Source organism: Acidobacteriota bacterium, assembly GCA_018001935.1.
Taxonomy (GTDB): domain Bacteria; phylum Acidobacteriota; class JAAYUB01; order JAAYUB01; family JAAYUB01; genus JAGNHB01.
This window is the reverse complement of the sequence record JAGNHB010000004.1, coordinates 31,808-50,731: the sequence shown is the minus strand read 5'-3', so window position 1 is coordinate 50,731 and position 18,924 is coordinate 31,808. Positions and strand designations below refer to the sequence as shown.

The following is an 18,924-nucleotide window of genomic DNA, read 5'->3' as shown; positions in this document are numbered from 1 at the left end:
CCGCCCCCGGGTGTCGGCCCCGATCCGGCCGGCCCCGCCCCGGGCGGAGGGCCGTCCGCCGGATGGCTGCGCAGACCGCGGGAGCGCCGGCACCCTGCCGGCAATTCCTTTCGGATCAGCCGGAGAATGCCGGCCGGATGCCGGTGTTCCTTCAGTATTTCGCAACGGGCTCATGCCTGATTTCGCGGTGGTCACGTCCGTTCCTCGAGCCGCATTCCGCCATCGGCCGGGTGAGAGTGTCCCGGGGCGGGCTTTCGAACCCGGCCATTGTGCGGCATCCACGGGGTTTTTTCAACCGTTTTCCGCCGGCGGCCGCCGTCGCCGTCCCGAAAACACCGCCCGGGGTGGTATAATCACCCGGATCGCCGACGGGACACCGGGGTCACCGGGAGCCCGCCGGCGAGATCCCGACCGGTCGCGAGGTGCCCGTTGGCCCACCCCATCGTCCGCCGCATCCTGAAGGAACTGCTCGACCAGGGCATCATCTTCCTGGGGTGCCTCCTGGTGGCGCTGGGCCTCGACCTCTTCCTCATCCCCAACCGGATCACCGCCGGCGGGGTCAGCGGCATCGCCACGATCCTCTACCACACCGCCCACCTCCCCGTCGGCCTCACCATGCTGGCTCTCAACGCCCTCCTCTTCGTCTCCGCCTGGAGGGTCCTCGGCCGGGAGTTCGGCTTCCGTTCCATCCTGGCCACCTTGGAACTGGCCCTCCTCATCGACGCCGTCGCGTGGCTGGTCCCGGTCGTGGGCCTCGACCCCGCCTGGGTCCGCGCCGGCGTCACGAAGAACCTCCTCCTGGCCACCATCTACGGCGGGATCGTCTGCGGGGTGGGGGGGGCCCTGGTCTACATGCGCAACGCCTCCACCGGGGGGACCGACATCCTGGCCCGCATCGTGAACAAGTTCACGGCGATCCCCATGGGGAAGAGCCTCCTGATGGTGGACACCCTGGTGACCGTCGGGGCGGGTTTCGTCTTCGGGGCCGAGGCGGCCATGTTCGCCATCATCGCCATCTACGTCAGCTCCCGCTCCGTGGACATGCTGCTGCAGGGCCTCCAGCAGGGGCGCCAGTTCCTCGTCATCTCCGAGAAGACCCGGGAGATCGCGGAGGGGGTCCTGGGCGAGATGGGCCGGGGCGCCACCTTCGTCCACGGGATCGGGGCCTTCACGGGGGAGCCGCGTTCCATGCTGATGGTGGTGATCCGCCGCAAGGAGTTCCTCAAGCTCAAGGAGTTGATTCGCCGGCACGACCCGAACGCCTTCGTGATGGTGACGGAGGTCAGCGAGATCCTGGGGGAGGGCTTCGGGAGGTTGATGTGAAGACGGCGGCCTCCGGGAGGCCTCCCGGCATTCAGCGTTTCGGTCAAACCTTGGCGGCGATTCCGCGTATGAATAGATCGCGACATCGAAGGAACCATTTCGGAAGCGCATGAGAGTTGCCCGACACATTTCGACACCCTTTCTCCGGCACCTGGCCATCTGGGTCACGGTCCTCTCCCTCTTGCCCGGGAACCTCCCGGTCCGGGGAGAAGACCCCCCGCCCCGGCCCGCTGGGGGAGAGACCGCGCGGGTCGAGCGTCGCACCCTGAACCGGAAGATCTACCTTTCCGGCGAGATCCAGGCCGTCCGGGCCGCCACGGTGCACGCACCCGCGACCCGGGCGTGGGGGCTCCTGCTCTCCTGGATCGCAGCGGACGGGACCCGGGTCGAGGCGGGGGACGTGGTGGCGCGCTTCGACGCCTCACGCCTCCAGCTCGACCGGCTGGACCTCGAGAAAGCCCGGGAGGAGGCCCGGGTCCGCATCGCCCAGAAGGAGGCGGACCTCGAGTCCCGGCGGCAGGACCTGCTCCTGCGCCAGGCGGCGGCCCGCAAGACCCAGGAGATCGCCCGGCTCTACGCGGACATCGACCGGGCCCTTCTCCCCCGCTCGGAAGCGGAGCGCTATGCCCACGACCTGGAGAATGCCCGACTGGAAATGCACAAGGTCGAGGAATCCTTGGCGGGGCTGGAGCGGACCGCCCGCGACGAACTCGAGGTGACCCGCCTCGCCTTCGAGGAAGCCGACCTCTCCCTGAAGCAGATCCTGAGCGAGATCGAGAGCATGACCCTGCGCGCCCCCGCCTCGGGCCAGGTGATGGTCCGGCGGAACCACGACAGCGGGCGGCCCTACCAGGTCGGCGACAAGCTGTTCAACGGGCGGCCCGTGCTGAGCCTGCCGGACCTGGGGGCCCTGCGGGTCGAGGCCGAGGTGCACGATCCGGACATTTTAGACCTTCGCCCGGGGCTCCCGGCCCGGGTCACCCTGGACGCCGCCCCCGACCGGGAGTTCGACGGACGGATCGGCTTCATCGCCGAGGCGTCCCGAACCCCCGAGACCGGGTCGCTGCTCAAGCAGTTCCGGGTGAACGTCGATCTCCCCGTCGTCAACGACGCCCGGATGAAGCCCGGGATGACCGCCCGTGTGGAGGTGGCGGCGAGTCGCACGGCCCTTGCCGTCCCCCGCGCCGCCGTCCGGGTCAGCGCCGCCGGGGCGACCGTCGTGGTCAACGGGGACGGGAAGGAAATCCCGGTGAAGGTGATCGAGGCGGACGAGCGCTTCGCCGCCGTCGAGGGGGACCTCCGCGAAGGGGGCGCCGTCCGGCTGAGCGCCGGGCCGTCCGCGGCCGGCGGTCCCGCCGCGGTGGAGTGGGTGGACGTGAAACGGCAGGACATCCGGTTCACCGTGAGCGGGAGCGGCGCCATCCAGGCGGAAAAGTCCGCCAACGTCGGCCCGCCCCCGCTGCCCCAGGTCTGGGAGTACAAGATCGTCCGCATGGCCGAGGAGGGAAGCCCCGTGAAACCGGGGGATTTCCTTCTCCAGTTCGACCCCTCCGAGATCCTCCGCCGGCTGCAGGACGAGCAGGCCGACCTCGAGAAGGCCTCCCGGGAAATCCAGCGGGTCCGGGCCGCCGGTGAACTGAAGATGGGGGACCTCGAAATGGAGTTGGAGGACGCGAAGGCCCAGAAGGAGCGGACCGCCGGAAAGCTGAAGGACGTCTCCCTGTTCGAGTCGGCCATCAAGGTCAAGGAGGCGGAATTCGAGGCCGCTTACGCCGCCCGGCGCGTCCGCCTCCTCGAGGACAAGCTGGCCTTCTCCCGCAAGAGCGCGGCTTTCGAGCAGCAGCTGCTCCGCGACGCGGAGACATTCCACCGTGAGCGGGTCCGCAGCTACCAGGCGGCGCTCCAGGCGCTGACGGTCACCACCCCGGTGAGCGGCGTGGTCCTCTACGCCACGGGATGGCGGGGCGAAAAGAAAAAGATCGGGGACACGGCCTGGATGATGGAGAACATCGTGTTCATCCCCGACCTGGCCACCCTGATGGTGAAGGGGGAGATCGCCGAGGCCGATTCGGGCAAGGTGCACCCCGGCCAGGCCGTCACCGTGAATTTCGACGCCATCCCGGAGCGGGTGTTCCCGGGCCGGATCACCCGGGTGGCGGACACCTTCAGCCAGCCCACCGCCGAGCTGCCCGTGAAGGTCCTGGAGGTCAGCGTCCGGCTGGACACCGTGGACCCCCTGCGGATGCGGCCCGGGATGGTGGCCCGCCTGGAGATCGTCCACGACCTCTTCCGCAACGTGCTGGCGGTCCCCCTGGGCTCCATTCAGGAGGACGCCGGGCACTCCTACCTGTGGGTGCAGCAGAATGGAAAGCCCGTCCGCCGCGAGGTGCGGGTCGGGCGCAACAACGGGGTCATTGCCATCGTCACCGAGGGGCTCCGGGACGGCGACCGTGTCGCCGACCGCCCCGTCCGGCCGTGAGGCCCCGCCCATGAGACGAGGGGCCCTGATCCTGGTTTTGGCGGCCGTGCTGGCCACGGCGGGGTTCCTGTACGGGAAAATGGCCTGGGAGCGGGTCCTGGCCTACTTCCAAACCGGGGAGGAGGACCCCGTGCCGACCCTGCGCGTTCGGAAGCAGGATTACGTGGTGTCCGTCACGGCCTCCGGCGAGATGACCGGCCTCGACACCCGGACGGTGGCGGCCCCCATGGTCCAGTGGGAAGGCTCGATGAAAGTCGCCGCCGTGGCGGAGGAAGGGGCCATCGTGCAGCCCGGGGACGTCCTCGTGAAAATCGACAGCACCGCCGCCGCCCAGTCGCTGGTCCAGAAACGGAACACGGTCAGCAGCTTCGAGACCCAGATCGCCCGAAGCTCCAAGGACGCCGAGACCGAGGCCCGCGTCATGGAGTACGACCGGCGGCTGGCGGAAGCGGGGGTCAGCTACGCCGACTCCCACGTCCGCCGGGACCCCGACATCTTCTCGAAATGGGAAATCCAGGAATCGATCCTCAGCGCGGCCCTGGCCCGTTACCGGAAGGAGAACCAGGAGCGGAAGGGAGGCATCCGGGAGGAACTTTCCCGCGCCGACCGGGGCATCCTGGAGATCCAGCGGAACAAGGCCCGGGCCAGGGTCACGACCGTGGAGGAGGCCCTCTCCTCCATGGTGGTGAAGGCGCCCATCGAGGGCGTCATCTTTCACCTCGCGGGGTGGATGTCGAAACTGAGGGCGGGCGCCGAGGTCTGGCCCGGTCAGCCTCTGGTGGAAATCGCGAGCCTGCGGCACTTCCAGGGCAAGCTCAACGTGCTCGAGACCGACATCACCGGGATCGGCGAGGGGACCCTCGTCCGGGCCACGCTGGACGCCCTCCCCGACGTCGTCCTCGCCGGACGGGTGACGCGCATCGGGAAGGTGGCCGAGCCCCTCACCGAGGACGACCCGCGCAAGTTCTTCACCTGCAACGTGACGTGGGACATCGACCCCGGCCTGCTCGCCCGCCTCAAACCCGGCCTCCGCCTCCGCGCGGAGGTCGAGGTGGCCGTCCGCCGGGGGGCCGTGGTCCTGCCGCGCTGCGCGGTCGTCAAGAAGGACTCGGCCTTCACGGTCTTCGTGAAGGGCGGCCCGAAAGGGTACACCGAGCGGACCGTCACCCTCCGGGACGGCGACCACGGCTTCTTCGTCGTGGAGGGCCTCCGCGAGGGCGAGGAGGTCTGCCTGCGCCACCCCTTCGAGAAGCAGAAACTGCGCCTGCCGAACTTCAACGCGCCGTCGACGACCACTTCCCGGCGCGTGACCATCCGGATCGGGTGAGGGGGAAGCATGTGGCTGGGTGAAGCGTTCCGGGTCGCCGCGGACAACCTGCTCCGGCACCGCCTCCGGACGGCGCTGACCATGCTGGGTATCGTCTTCGGGGTGGCCGCGGTCCTGGCCATGGTCTCCATCGGCGCCGGCGCCGAGTCGGAAGCCCTGTCGGTGATCCGCAACATGGGCCTCCGGAACGTCATCGTCAAGGCGAAAGACTTTGAGCCGAAGGAGATGGCCGCCATCCGGCAGGACTCCCCCGGCCTGACCCTCCGGGACGCGGAAGCCCTCCGCAAGGCCCTGGCGCCGGGGACCCTTCTCGCCGGGAAGAAACAGCTGAAGACCTTCCAGGTGTTTTCCCGCGTGGGGCGGACCGACTCCCGGGTGGTGGGCGTCCAGGCGCTCTACCCCGGAGCCGTGGGGCTGTCGGTCTCCCAGGGGGCGTTCTTCCTCCCCTTCGACGACGACAAGGCCCGGCCGGTGTGCGTCCTGGGGACTACCGCCCGCCGCAAGCTCTTCGGGATCAACGACCCCCTCGGCGAGGCCGTCAAGATCAACCACGAGTGGTTCACCGTGATCGGGACGCTGGAGGACCGGTTCATCGGGAAGGACGAGTTCGAGGGGGTGAAGATCGACAACGCCAACGACGACGTCTACATCCCACTGGGGAGCCTGAAGCGGCGTTTCGGGCAGGACCCCGTCCAGAACGAGCTGGACGAGATCGTGATCCAGGTCCCCGAAAGCGTCGACCTCAGGGACCAGGCGGCGGTGGTCTCGTCCCTGGTGGCCAGCATGCACCGGCAGGTGGACGACTTCCGCCTCGTGGTCCCCGAGAAGCTCCTCCAGCAGAAACAGAAGACCCAGCGGATCTTCGACATCGTCATGGGGGCCATCGCCTCCATCTCCCTGCTCGTGGGCGGGATCGGCATCATGAACATCATGCTGGCGTCGGTGCTGGAGCGCACCAACGAGATCGGCCTGCGACGGGCCCTGGGCGCCCGCCGGCGGGACATCAGCCGCCAGTTCCTCCTGGAGTCCGTCACCATCACCGTGCTGGGCTCCGCCGCCGGCATCGCCCTGGGCTACGGCATCTCCCGGGCCGTGGCCGGCTACTCGGGCTGGACCACCGTCATCACCCCGTGGTCGGTCCTCCTGAGCGTGGGGGTCTCCTCGGCCGTCGGCCTGGTCTTCGGCCTCTACCCGGCCCGGCAGGCCGCATCCATCTCCCCCATCGAGGCCCTGCGGCGGGACTGATCTTCGAAACCCGAGATGTGAAAAGAAGGAAAACCATGACCACTCAGCCCTCATCCCCCGCCGGTTCTGTTCCGCCCCGCCCCTCCCCCGCCCGGGGAGGGCCCCGGGCCATCCTCGCGACCCTGCTCCTGGCGGCCTCCCTGACCGCGTTCTCCCTCGCCGGGGAAGCGGAAGACCGGCTCTGGGCCCGGGTCGTCCCGGGGAGCGCGATCTCGTCGGGCGCGCCCGCCCTGCCCGGCGTGGAGATCGTCCTGCCCCTGAAGGCGGGGTATCTCGCCCGGGTGACGGCCGCCGCGTTGCCGTCCCTGGCCGGGGCCGGCTTCACGGCGGAGGTCCTGGAGCGCGACCGGGCCGGCAGCCGCCCCGTCCTGGTCTACCGCGACCGGCCGGGGCCCCGGGCCCTCCCTCGCCTGGGGGACCTTCACCCGCTGGAGGAGGGGACGTTCTTCCTGCTGGCCCCGGCGGGGGTCTCCATCCGGGAGGCACTTCCCCCGCAGGACCGGTTCGCCCCGCTCAGGGCGCTTTCCGGGGCGGAGCACGACGCGCCGGTGGAAAACGCCCCGGCGGGAGACCCGCTCCACCCCCTGGTGGCCCCCATGGTGAGCCGGGTGGCCACCGCCGACCTCGTGGCCTGGGTGCAGGCGCTCCAGGATTTCGGGACCCGGGAGTGCATCACCCCCCAGTGCGAACTGGCGGCCGTCTACCTCCTGGGCGAACTCGGCCGCTTCAACCTCATGTCGCACCTCGAGGCGTTCACCATCGAGGACAACGGGGCCTACCCCGTCCACAACGTCATCGGGGTGGTCCCCGGCGTGGTGAGCCCCTCCCGCCAGGTGGTGATCTGCGGCCACTTCGACGACTACACCGGCGGACCGGTCGCCCCCGGGGCCGACGACAACGCCAGCGGGACGGCGGGCGTCCTGGAGATGGCGAAGATCTTCTCGGACTACGATTTCGAGTGCACCCTCGTCTTCGCCTGCTTCACGGGGGAGGAGTACGGCCTCCTCGGCAGCGAGGACTACGCCGCGAAAGCCCGCAGCGCCAACCAGGACATCAAGGCCGTGCTGAACATGGACATGATCGCCTACAACTCGGGCCCCCCGAACTACGTGGACTTCTACGTCAACACCGCCTCCTCGTGGATCGGGCAGCGAATGCTGGAGATCGGCCCCCTGTTCAACAGCCCGGACGTGGTGACCTTCAGCAACTTCAACCGCCCCACCATGCGCGGCAGCGACCATGCCTCCTTCTGGGACCAGGGTTACCCCGCCGTCTGCGTCATCGAGGACCTCCACGACTTTCACCCCGACTACCACACGGTGGGGGACACCCTCGACAAGCTGAACCTGCCCTACTTCACCGGCATCGTAAAGACGGTGACGGCCATGGCCGCCGACACGGCCCGGCCCGTGGGGCTCAACGGCGACCTGGACGCGAGCGGGGCCGTCACCGACGCCGACGCCGCGGACGGGGCGTCCGCCCTGGCGGGCAACCGGACGGTGGGCCCCCGGGACGACGTGAAGCGCGACGGCGCCGTGAACATCCTGGACCTGATGCGCATCCGGCGCCTGGCGACCCCCTGAGCCGGGCCCCGTTGAACCGCTGCCGGCGACCCCGCCCCGCCGCCCGTTCCCGTGTCTGACGTCGTCGCACCGGCCGCCCGGGCGCCGGCCCGGACGAACCCGAAGGACCGGAGAGAGCCATGCCCATTCTCGATTGCATCACCCAGCTCGTGGGAAACACGCCCCTCCTGCGGCTGAACCGCCTGGCCGAGGGTCTCGGCGCCGAGGTCCTGGTGAAACTGGAGTGCTTCAACCCCCTCTCCAGCGTCAAGGACCGCATCGGCCTGGCCATGATCGACGCCGCGGAGCGGGAGGGGCGGCTTCGCCCGGGGGCCGTCCTGGTGGAGCCCACCAGCGGGAACACCGGGATCGCCCTGGCGTTCGTGGCCGCCTGCCGGGGGTACCGCCTCGTCCTCACCATGCCGGACACCATGAGCGTGGAGCGTCGGCGCCTCCTCAAGGCCCTGGGCGCCGAACTGGTGCTGACGGAAGGGGCCCGCGGCATGCGCGGCGCCGTGGAGAAGGCGGAGGAACTGGCCCGTGAGATCCCCGGCGCCTTCATCCCCCAGCAGTTCAACAACCCGGCCAACCCGGAGGTCCACCGGCGCACGACCGCCGAGGAGATCTGGAAGGACACGGACGGGAGGGTGGACATCCTGGTGGCGGGTGTCGGGACCGGCGGCTCCCTCACCGGGATCGGCTCGGTCCTCAAGGCGCGGCGCCCGGGCTTCCGGGTCGTGGCGGTGGAGCCCGCCGACTCGCCGGTCCTCTCCGGCGGCCCGCCGGGCCCCCACAAGATCCAGGGGATCGGTGCCGGTTTCGTCCCGGCCGTGCTGGACACCGGGCTCATCGACGAGATCCTCCGGGCCCGGCACGAGGACGCCGGGGCCGTCGCCCGCCGCCTGGCCCGGGAAGAAGGCCTCCTGGTCGGGATTTCCGCCGGGGCCAACGTCTGGGCCGCCCTGGAAGTGGCCAGCCGCCCCGAAAACCGGGGCAAGCGGATCGTCACCCTCGCCTGCGACACCGGGGAACGCTACCTGAGCACCTGGCTGTTCGAGGACTGAGGCGCTCCCCCCCGACGCGAAGGGTTCCGTCCATCCCCCCCCGCCGCAGCTGTTCCCGGCCCGGGTAAACCGGATAAGCACCACGGATGAACACGGATGGACACGGATGGACGGGAGAATGAAACACGGAATACACGGAAATTGAACCACGGACCACACGAACGAAGAATTCAGATTTCTTTGCGATCTTCGCGCCTTGGCGAGATCAAAATCCGGATCGGCTCTCGCCAAGGCGCCAAGATCGCAAAGGAGGACGGCATGGGTTGCCAATCATGATGCGGTCGCAAAACGTACCATCACCCTCCGGGTGATGGCTCAAACAAAGGCCTTACAAGTACTTTCCCGCTCGTTTTCCGACTTTTTGCGAGGGCATCAATCATGCTCCCGACCGACAGTTCGAGAGATCGACAACGATTCTCCTCCCCCGCGCGCCGTCGGCCGGGAGGGTGCTCCGGAGCACGGTTTACCCCCGGCGGCGCGCGGGGGAAATGAAAAATAACCTCATGTTGTCCAATCGCGGCCGCTAAAGCGCCTGACCCCCCTAACAGACTTTTTTGTTTTCCGTGATGAAACACATAGGGAATTTCGCTTTTTTGTGAGATACTTGAAAAATCCGAGTTCGCTCGGACTGCCAGATTCGAACAATAGCCAGGGGGTAATTCATGAAACGTACCAGCTTGATTTTCCTGCTCTTACCTGTCGTCTTCGCGTTCGCCTCCGGATCGGACGAAGACAAGAACGACCGCTTCATCGCCGCGCTCGGGGCGGACGCCTACCAGTTCTCGCCGGCGCATCCCGGCGACCTGGGGTCCGTCCGGCTCTTCGCCATCTTCAACCACCCCGACGCCGCCCGCGACGGCGTGTGGGGCCGAGTCTTCTGGCAGCTGGAGATCCGCCCGGAAGGGGAAGCCCGCGAGGCCACCCTCGTGGTCGATGGCGCCTGTGACCTGGACGGCATGGGCATGGCCCTGGCGGAACATCGCTGGGACGGCTGCGACCAGGCCGGCAAGCGGGTCGGCCCCGGCCGGTACGTCTACACCTTCCGCGCCCGGTTCGTCCCGAGCCGGGACGCCGCCGTCAACACCACCCGCTTCTACGAGGAACTGGACACCCTGCCCTCCATGGAGGAGGCGGAGGCCTACGAGGAAACCGTGATCGTCAACGACGACCTCACGCCGGAACAGGCCCGGTCCTTCCGCGTGTCCCGCCAGTTCGCCGCCTGCCAGGTCCAGCAGAACACCCCCCTGGAATCGGGCTTCGGCTACAACTTCTACTACGGCGGCAACCACAACCACTCGAACTACTCCGACGGCGGCCAGGCCGTGGGGACCTGCTCCTCCGGCCACGAGGGACAGGGCTCCGGCCCCGCCGACGTCTACGCGTACGCCCGCAACACCGGCGGTCTCGACTTCCTCGCCATCACCGACCACAACCACCTCTTCGACGACGCCATCAACTACATGAACCCGCCCATCACCGGCGACAAGGTCCGGGCGAACTACGCCGCCGGCTTCGCCGCCGCCCAGGCGGCCACCGTGGACGGCTCCTTCGTGGCCCTCTGGGGGCAGGAGTTCGGGGTCACCACCAACTCCGACCAGGGGCACGTGATCATTCTGGAGAGCCCCACCCTCTTCGGCTGGGAACCCTGCGCCAGCAGCTACTACGGGCCCACCCCCGAGTGCACCATGCCCAACTGCTATTTCGACGTCTACGTCCCGAAGCGCTACGCCTATCTCACCCTCTATCAACGGTCGGTGGAGAACCCCTCCCCGGTCGGGGCCCTGGGCCTCCTGGCCCACCCGGGCTCCAGCGAGTTTGACAACTACGCCTACAACGCCAACGCCGACGCCGCCATGCAGGGCATTTCCGTGCGCAGCGGCCTCGCCTTCTCCACCGCCACCGTCTGCAGCGATTCCAACGTGGCCTCCAGCAACTACTTCAGCCGCTTCACCAAGGCGCTCAACATCGGCTTCCACGTCGGCCCCACCGCCGAGCAGGACGCCCACTGCATGAACCTGGGGGTCGCCGTCCCCACCCGGACGGTCTACCTGATCCCCAACAGCCTCTCCCCGGCCCTCACCCGGGCCAACATCATGACCGCCCACAAGACGCGGCACTTCTTCGCCACCGAGGATTCCAACCTTCAACTGGTCTTCCGCACCGGTGACAGCAGCCACATCATGGGCGACATCTTCACGAACCCCGGTTCGCTCACGCTTCACGCGGCGGTTTACGACCCCGACGGCGAGAGCGTGTCCACCGTCGAGTTCTGGCGCGGCCAGGTCGGCGCGGGCCAGCTCACCACCGCCTACCGGACCGTCTCCGGCCAGTCCACCTTCGAGATTACCGAGGACCTCAGCTCCGGGACCTACTACTACTTCGTCCACGTGGTGCAGGCCGACGGCCACGACGCCTGGTCCGCCCCGATGTGGGTGACCTACACCGCCCCGCTGGACGCCACGATCTACGACTTCAACGCCGACGGCACCTCGGACATTCTCTGGCGCAACGACACCTCCGGCATGATGTCGGTCTGGTACGCCAACGGCACCGGCATCATCGGGGGCGGCTTCGTCAGCGGCATCGGCGACCTCGTCTGGCAGGTGGCCGGCGTGGGCGACTTCAACGCGGACCGGGTCACCGACATCCTGTGGCGCCGGACGGACGACGGCACCATGTCCGTCTGGATGGTGAAGGGTGACGGGACCGGCATTTCCGGCGACATGTCCCCTGGCGCGGTGGATCCGTCCTGGCAGATCGTGGGCGTGGGCGACGCCGACGGCGACCGAAAGGCCGACATCTTCTGGCGCAACGACGCCAGCGGCATCATGTCCGTCTGGTTCATGAACGAGACGGGGATCAAGGGGTCCGGCTTCATCGGCGGCATCGGCGACACCGACTGGCGCGTCCTGGGCGTGGCCGACTTCGACGGCGACCGCAAGTGCGACATCTTCTGGCGCAACCAGGTCAGCGGGGCCATGTCCGTCTGGTTCGTCGACGAGAACGGCTACGCCGGCAACATGTCGCCGGGCGCGGTGGACCCGTCCTGGCAGGTCGCGGGCCTCGGCGACGCCGATGGCGACCTCCGGGCCGACCTCTTCTGGCGCCACAACGCCAGCGGGACCATGTCCGTGTGGTTCATCGACGAGAGCGGTTACAAGGGCAACGCCTTCATCGGCGGCATCGACGACCTCACCTGGCTGGTGGCCGGCATCGGCGACTTCGACGGCGACCACAAGAGTGACATCTTCTGGCGGAACGCCGTCAGCGGCGACATGTCCATCTGGTTCGTCGACGGGAACGGTTACGTCAATGCCATCTCCCCTGGTTCCGTGGGCCTCGACTGGGAAACCCAGAACCACCTGAACCTGGGTCACTGACCCGTCGCCCGGCGCCGCCCCGCACGGCGCCGGGCCCTCTCCCCCCGGCGGGGCCCGACCGCCGGTCACGGCAGCGAATGACCAGACCGGACACGACTTCCGAAGTCCCCCGCTTCAATACCGGGACCCGGTGCGAGATCCACCGGGTGTCGTCCCTGTCGCCCCGCCAGGCCTTCGAGGCCGTGTTCGACGCCTTGCGGCACGGGTACGACGCCGCGTCGCCCGGCCACTACCTCCTGGCCCACGTGGACCTGGACGCCCTGTCCCTCCGGATGATGGTCATCGCCCCGCAACCGGGCCAGGGCAGCGACCTGGTCATCGGCCGCCACACCCGCTGCGACCTGGTGGTGGAACACGCGGACAGCGTGAGCCTCCGCCACCTCCTGCTGCGCCTGGAGCCCGGCGAGCCGGGGGCGGCCCCCCGCTTCACCCTCCTGGACCTGGCGACGGCCAACGGTTTTCTCGACGAGACGGGGTCCACCCGTCACGGGCTCGAGGGGATCGGGGACTGCATCTTCCGGGTCGAGAACCACCAGTTCTTTCTCCTCCACCGGCGGTCCCGCCCGTGGCCCGACATCGCGGCCCGGGCATGGGAGGGCCTGCCGGAGCGGAACCTGTCCGAAGGCCCCGCCCCCCGCCCCGACGACGCCGGCCGGCCCCCCGCGGAACCCGTCCCGATCCCGGGCCGGGAATCGCCGGAGGGGGCCGCCCGCCGGAAGGACATCACCATGTACACCCTCTCCCCGGTGATCTCCCTCGACTGTTTCAGCGAAGCGGCCGGCCGCGACGCCTTCGACCCGTGGTCCCCCTCCATCAACCTCCTGGTGGAGGACGAGCACCGCTCCCGCGAGATCCGCCTCACCGACGCCGAACTTCGGCGGGGCGTGCTCCTGGGCCGCTACGAGCGGTGCCGGATCGGCGGCGACGAGGAGGAGCTCGACCTCCTGGTCTCCAGGGTCCACCTCCTCCTGTGGAAGCACCGGGGCGCCTACTGGGCCGTGGACACGGCGTCCAGCAACGGGACCCTCTGCGACGGCGCTCCCTTCCACTCCCGTCGCCTGGCGCCCGACGCCGTGCACTTCATCGCGGTGGCCAACCGGCTCCTGCTCACCTGGAACCACCCCGGGACCCCGGGTGAACCGCCCTCCGTTCCCAGCCCCGCCTGACCGCCGACCCGTTCGCCCCCCCGGCCGGCCGGGAAGGGGAAACACCAGGACCCTCTTCAACCGAGCCCGGGGCGACGCCCTGGCGATTCCGTCCCGCCGGCCTTCCAGATCGGAAAACGTGACGAACATCATCGCGGCACGACCCGCCTCCTCGTGTATAATGCGCTGTTTGGCCGACGGCTTCCGTGGCAAGGAGAGACCATGGCCCCCCACAACCGGCAGCGTTACGGAGAGTTCAACGCAGTGGCGGTCTTCCGCCTCGTTCCGCTCCTCGTCCCGGGCCTGATCCTGGCCCTGTCCGCCGGCTGTTCCGCCGGCGCGAAGGGACGACCGGCCGAAGGGAAGCCAGCGGCGCAGACCCTGATCGTGAAGGTGTCCCCGGTGGAAACCCGGGAGTTCCGACGCAACGTGGAGGCCGTGGGCTCCCTTTTCCCCGACGACGAGGTCACCGTCAGCGCCGAAGTGGAAGGTCGGGTGGAGGAGGTCCTGGTGGACGTCGGCGACCCCGTGGCCAAGGGTCAGCCGATGGTCCGGCTCTCCCCGGTGGAGCTGCAGCTGGCCCTCGACCAGCAGCGGGCCGCCCTGAGGCAGGCGCGGGCCCGGCTCGGGGTCCCGCCCGACGGGCCGGACCTGAAGGACGTCCGGGACGCCGCCGAGGTCAAGAAGGCGGCGGCGGACCTGGACGACGCCCGGAAATCGTTCGAGCGGGCGGACACCCTGATGCAGCAGGGCCTGATCCCCCAACAGGCTTATGACCAGGCGGAGGCCCGCCACAAGACGGCGCGCGCCGCGTACGACCTGGCGATCCAGGCCGTGGAGAACCAGCGGGCCCAGGTGACGCAGCTCCTGGCCGCCGTGGCCCTGGCCCAGAAGAAGCTGTCCGACGCGGTGATCCGCGCGCCCTTTGCCGGCCAGATCAGGGAGCGGGCCGTCACCCAGGGACAGTACCTGAAGATCCAGGCCCCGGTGATGGTGGTGGTCAACACGGACCCGCTGAAGGTCCGCCTGAAGATCCCCGAGAAGATGGCGGGGTGGGTCCGGGCCGGCCAGGACCTGACCCTCACCGTGGAAGCCTGGCCGGGGCGGCCCTTCACGGCCCGGACCTCCCGCATCAACCCCTCCGTGGACCCCCAGACCCGCTCCTTCGAGGTGGAGGCGCTCCTGGCAAACCCCGGCGGCCAGCTCAAGCCCGGCTTCTTCGTCAAGGCCAGCCTCCCCTCCGAGCGCCTCGAGAAAGGGCTCTTCATTCCCGCCTCGGCCCTTCGGTACGCCTACGGGATCTACAAGGTCTACACCGTCGAGGGGAACACCCTGAAGGAGCGGGACGTGAAGATCGGGGAAAAGGAGGGCGACCGGGTGGAGATCGTCGAGGGACTCGCCGGGGGACAGACGGTGGCGATCCCCGCCCCGGGGCAGGCCCTCCGGGACCAGGCCGCCGTCAAGGTCGAGCGTTAGAAAAGGCTTCAGGGCCCATTCCCCTGCCGGTTGCGACGCATGTCCTTCCCGGGCCCTTTTTGTGTGGTTCGTGTGGTTCGGGGTTTCATCTCTGTCATGGCCGGAGGGGTGAAGGGAGCGGTTCATGACCCTTGCCGAGGTCTGCGTCAAACGGCCGGTTTTCTCGGTCATGCTGATCGGGTTCCTGGTGGTGCTCGGGGTTTTTTCCTTCCGGGAACTGGGGGTCGATCTTTTCCCAAAGGCGGACCCCGCCACGGTGTCCATCAGCGTGCGGCTGCCGGGGGCCACCCCCGAGGAGGTGGCCACCCAGGTGATCCTCCCCCTGGAGGAGGCCGTGAGCACCATCAGCGGCCTGGACGAGCTGACGTCCACCGCCCAGGAGGGCAGCGCCCGCATCACCTGCCGCTTCGTCCTGGAGCGCGAGATCGAGAGCGCCGCCCAGGACGTCCGGGAGAAGGTGTCCGGCGCCCTCCGCAACCTCCCGCCCAACATCCTGCCGCCCGTCATCCAGAAAGCCGACCCGGACGCGGACCCTGTGCTCTCCCTGGTGGTGGCCAGCACCAAGAGCCTTCGCGAGACGACCGAGATCGCCGAGAAGCGGATCAAGCGCGTCCTGGAAACCGTGGACGGCGTGGGGGAGGTGTCGCTGAACGGGGCCCGCCGGCGGCAGATCCGAATCCTGGTGGACGCCGAGAAGCTCAGCGCGTGCAACCTGACCATCAACGACGTCGAGAACGCCATCCAGGCCGAGAACGTCGAGATCCCCGGCGGGAAGATCCGGCGCGGGGAGGCGGAACTCGGCGTGCGGACCCTGGGCCGCATGGACGCCGTCGGCCAGTTCGAGGACACCATCGTCGCCAATGTCAAGGGCGCCCCCCTCCGTGTCCGCGACCTCGGCCGGGTGGAGGACGGCTTCGCCGAGCCCCGCTCCTGGAACCTGCTGGAGGGGAAGCAGGCGGTCTCCCTGGACGTTCGCCGCCAGTCGGGGACCAACACCGTGGAGATCATCGCCGCGGTGAAAGGGAAGCTGCGGGACATCGAGAAGAACCTCCCGCCGGGCATCTCCCTCCGGGTGATCCGCGACCAGTCCGTCTTCATCGAGGCGTCCATCGCCTCCCTGGAGGAGCACCTCCTCTTCGGGAGCCTCCTGGCCAGCCTGGTGGTGCTGCTCTTCATCCGCAACTTCCGCTCCGTGGTCATCGCCGCCATCGCCATCCCCACCTCCATCATCGCCACCTTCACCCTCCTGAAGGCGATGGACTTCACCCTCAACAACATGACCCTGCTGGCCCTGACGCTCGCCGTCGGGATCGTCATCGACGACGCCATCGTCGTGCTGGAGAACATCGTCCGCTACCTCGAGGAGAAAGGCCTCTCCCCCGTCCGGGCCGCCATCGAGGCCACCCGGGAGATCACCCTGGCGGTGATGGCCACCACCCTCTCCCTGGTCATCATCTTCCTCCCCATCGCCTTCATGAGCGGCTACGCCCGCCGCTACGTCAACCAGTTCGGCTGGACCATGGCCTTTGCCATCCTGGTCTCCATGCTGGTCAGCTTCACCCTGACGCCCATGCTGAGCTCGAAGCTGCTCCGGCGGCTTCGTCGCCCCGACGGCGACCCCCCCGGCGGCGAAGCGCCCGGCGGCGGCCGGCCCGCAGACCCTGTCTCCGACTCCGGGGAGCCTCCGGCGGCGCACCACGGGTCCCGGGACACCGGCATTTTCGGGTGGGTCATCCGGGGCTACGGGCACCTCATCACCTGGTCGCTGAACCACCGGGCGGTGGTCCTCCTGCTGGCGCTGGCCGCCTTCGCTCTGACCTTCCCGCTGAATGCCCTCGTCGGGCGCGACTGGATCCCCCCCGACGACCAGGGCGAGCTGAACCTGATCATGGACCTGCCCGTGGGGGTTTCCCTCGAGGGGACCTCGCGGGTGACGACGGAGATCGCGGACCGGATCGCCGCCCTCGAGGGGGTGAAGTTCGTCAATCCCTACGTCCACGAGGGGGCGGCCAACCACGCCCACGTCTACGTCCGGCTGCTGGAGCTGGAGAAACGGAAGGTCTCCAACCAGGATGTGGCCGAGAAGGTGCGGCGCATCGTCGCGGAGCACCCGAACCTCCGATGCCGGGTCGTGATCCCCTCGGCCCTGGGCGGCGGGGAAACCTCCTTCCCGATCCGGCTCCCCATCCTCGGCCCGGACTTCCCCAGGGTGACCGAACTGGCGAAGGAGGCGGCCCTCCGTCTACGCAAGGTGCCGGGCCTTCGGGACATCGACCCCGGCATGAGCCTCAACAGCCCGGAAATGCACGTGGTCATCGACCGCCGGCGCGCCTCCGACCTCGGCGTGCGGGCCCGGGACGTGGCGCGGGCCGTCCGCCTGATGATCGCCGGGGAAGACCAGATTTCCACCTACAAGGAAGGCGACGAGCAGTTCGACGTGACGCTGCAGCTGCTCCCGGAACAGCAGAAGGACCCGGACATGCTGACGCGCCTGATGATCCCGTCCGACCGGCTGGGACAGGTCCGGCTGGACAACGTGGCGACGGTGCAGCGCGGCCTGGGGCCGGCCCGCATCGAGCGCTACAACCGGCAGTTCCAGGTGTCGGTCAACGGCAGCAACGCCCCCGATTTCCCTCTGGACGCGGCGGCGCGCACCGTCCGGGAGGAAATCGCGAAGATGGGGCTGCCCCCCGGGTACAGTTACCGCTTCACGGGGGCCGTCAAGGTCCTGGACGAGACCACGAAGAACCTCATCCTCGCCCTGCTGCTGGCCTCCATCTTCATGTACATGGTGCTGGCCGCCCAGTTCGAGAGCTTCCTGCACCCCTTCACCATCATGCTCAGCCTGCCCCTCGCCATCCCCTTCGCCCTCCTCTCCCTCTGGGCCACCGACCGGACGCTCAACCTCTGGAGCGCCCTCGGCGTGCTGCTCCTGCTGGGCATCGTGAAGAAGAACGGGATCCTGCAGGTGGACTACACCAACAAGCTCCGGGAGCAGGGGATGCCGCTGCGGGAAGCCATCGTCGAGGCCAACAAGGTCCGGCTGCGCCCCATCCTGATGACCACCTTCGCCATCGTGGCCGGCCTGGTCCCCACCGCCATGGGGATCGGCGCCGGCTCGGCCCAGCGGTCCGCCATCGCCGTGACCATCATCGGCGGGCAGATGCTCTGCCTCCTCCCCACGCTGGTGGTCACCCCCGTGGCCTACTCCCTCTTCGCCGAGGCCGGCCGCGTCAAGCGCATCTTCCGCCGGCGAAAACCATAGGCGGCGCGTACGGTACGCGCCTTCTGCCGGAAGGCGCCCGGACGTCTTGCACCCCCTGACCCCGTTGACTCATGCGCCGCCCGGCAGGCGGCGCGCACGGTACGCGCCTTCTGCCGGAAGGCGCCCGGACGTTTCGCACCCCCTGACCCCGTTGACTCATGCGCCGCCCGGCAGGCGGCGCGTACGGTACGCGCCTTCTGCCGGAAGGCGCCTGGACATCTCGCACCCCCTGAGCCCGTTGACCCGTGCGCCGCCCGGCAGGCGGCGCGTACGGTAGGCGCCTTCTGCCGGAAGGCGCCCGGACGTCTTGCACCCCCTGACCCCTTTGACCCGTGCGCCGCCCGGCAGGCGGCGCGCACGGTACGCGCCTTCTGCCGGAAGGCGCCCGGACGTTTCGCACCCCCTGACCCCGTTGACCCGTGCGCCGCCCGGCAGGCGGCGCGTACGGTACGCGCCTTCTGCCGGAAGGCGCCCGGACGTTTCGCACCCCCTGACCCCGTTGACTCATGCGCCGCCCGGCAGGCGGCGCGTACGGTACGCGCCTTCTGCCGGAAGGCGCCCGGACGTTTCGCACCCCCTGACCCCGTTGACCCGTGCGCCGCCCGGCAGGCGGCGCGTACGGTACGCGCCTTCTGCCGGAAGGCGCCCGGACGTTTCG

Annotated in this window: 10 protein-coding genes; all 10 read left to right on the top strand. The window is 69.1% G+C overall.

Annotated features, from left to right (window positions below; genetic code table 11):
- Positions 1–429: 429 nt before the first annotated feature.
- The 10 genes from KA419_02800 (at position 430) to KA419_02755 (ending at position 18,266) form a co-directional block, all read left to right on the top strand.
- The gene (locus KA419_02800; GenBank protein MBP7864852.1) at positions 430–1,323 is read left to right on the top strand and encodes a YitT family protein; all 894 of its coding nucleotides are present in this window, start codon (positions 430–432) and stop codon (positions 1,321–1,323) included.
- 109 nt (positions 1,324–1,432) lie between these two features.
- Positions 1,433–3,802 carry an efflux RND transporter periplasmic adaptor subunit gene (locus KA419_02795; GenBank protein ID MBP7864851.1) on the top strand — a complete coding sequence of 790 codons (2,370 nt, stop codon included), beginning with the start codon at positions 1,433–1,435 and terminating at the stop codon, positions 3,800–3,802.
- Positions 3,803–3,812: 10 nt separating this feature from the next.
- Complete coding sequence (locus tag KA419_02790; protein ID MBP7864850.1) at positions 3,813–5,129, top strand: efflux RND transporter periplasmic adaptor subunit; 1,317 nt, start codon at positions 3,813–3,815, stop codon at positions 5,127–5,129.
- A gap of 9 nt (positions 5,130–5,138) precedes the next feature.
- Positions 5,139–6,374 (top strand): ABC transporter permease, encoded by a 1,236-nt coding sequence (locus tag KA419_02785; GenBank protein ID MBP7864849.1) that lies wholly within the window; start codon positions 5,139–5,141, stop codon positions 6,372–6,374.
- A gap of 35 nt (positions 6,375–6,409) precedes the next feature.
- Positions 6,410–7,957 (top strand): M28 family peptidase, encoded by a 1,548-nt coding sequence (locus KA419_02780; protein MBP7864848.1) that lies wholly within the window; start codon positions 6,410–6,412, stop codon positions 7,955–7,957.
- Between the two features lie 119 nt (positions 7,958–8,076).
- Positions 8,077–9,000, top strand: a complete 924-nt coding sequence (gene cysK, locus KA419_02775) for a cysteine synthase A (GenBank protein MBP7864847.1) — start codon at positions 8,077–8,079, stop codon at positions 8,998–9,000.
- Between the two features lie 662 nt (positions 9,001–9,662).
- A complete protein-coding gene (locus KA419_02770) occupies positions 9,663–12,380 on the top strand; it encodes a hypothetical protein (GenBank protein ID MBP7864846.1) in 2,718 nt (905 codons plus the stop codon).
- Positions 12,381–12,457: 77 nt separating this feature from the next.
- The gene (locus tag KA419_02765) at positions 12,458–13,546 is read left to right on the top strand and encodes an FHA domain-containing protein (GenBank protein ID MBP7864845.1); all 1,089 of its coding nucleotides are present in this window, start codon (positions 12,458–12,460) and stop codon (positions 13,544–13,546) included.
- 201 nt (positions 13,547–13,747) lie between these two features.
- A complete protein-coding gene (locus KA419_02760; GenBank protein MBP7864844.1) occupies positions 13,748–15,001 on the top strand; it encodes an efflux RND transporter periplasmic adaptor subunit in 1,254 nt (417 codons plus the stop codon).
- Between the two features lie 124 nt (positions 15,002–15,125).
- Positions 15,126–18,266 (top strand): efflux RND transporter permease subunit, encoded by a 3,141-nt coding sequence (locus KA419_02755; GenBank protein MBP7864843.1) that lies wholly within the window; start codon positions 15,126–15,128, stop codon positions 18,264–18,266.
- The last annotated feature ends 658 nt before the right edge of the window (positions 18,267–18,924 follow it).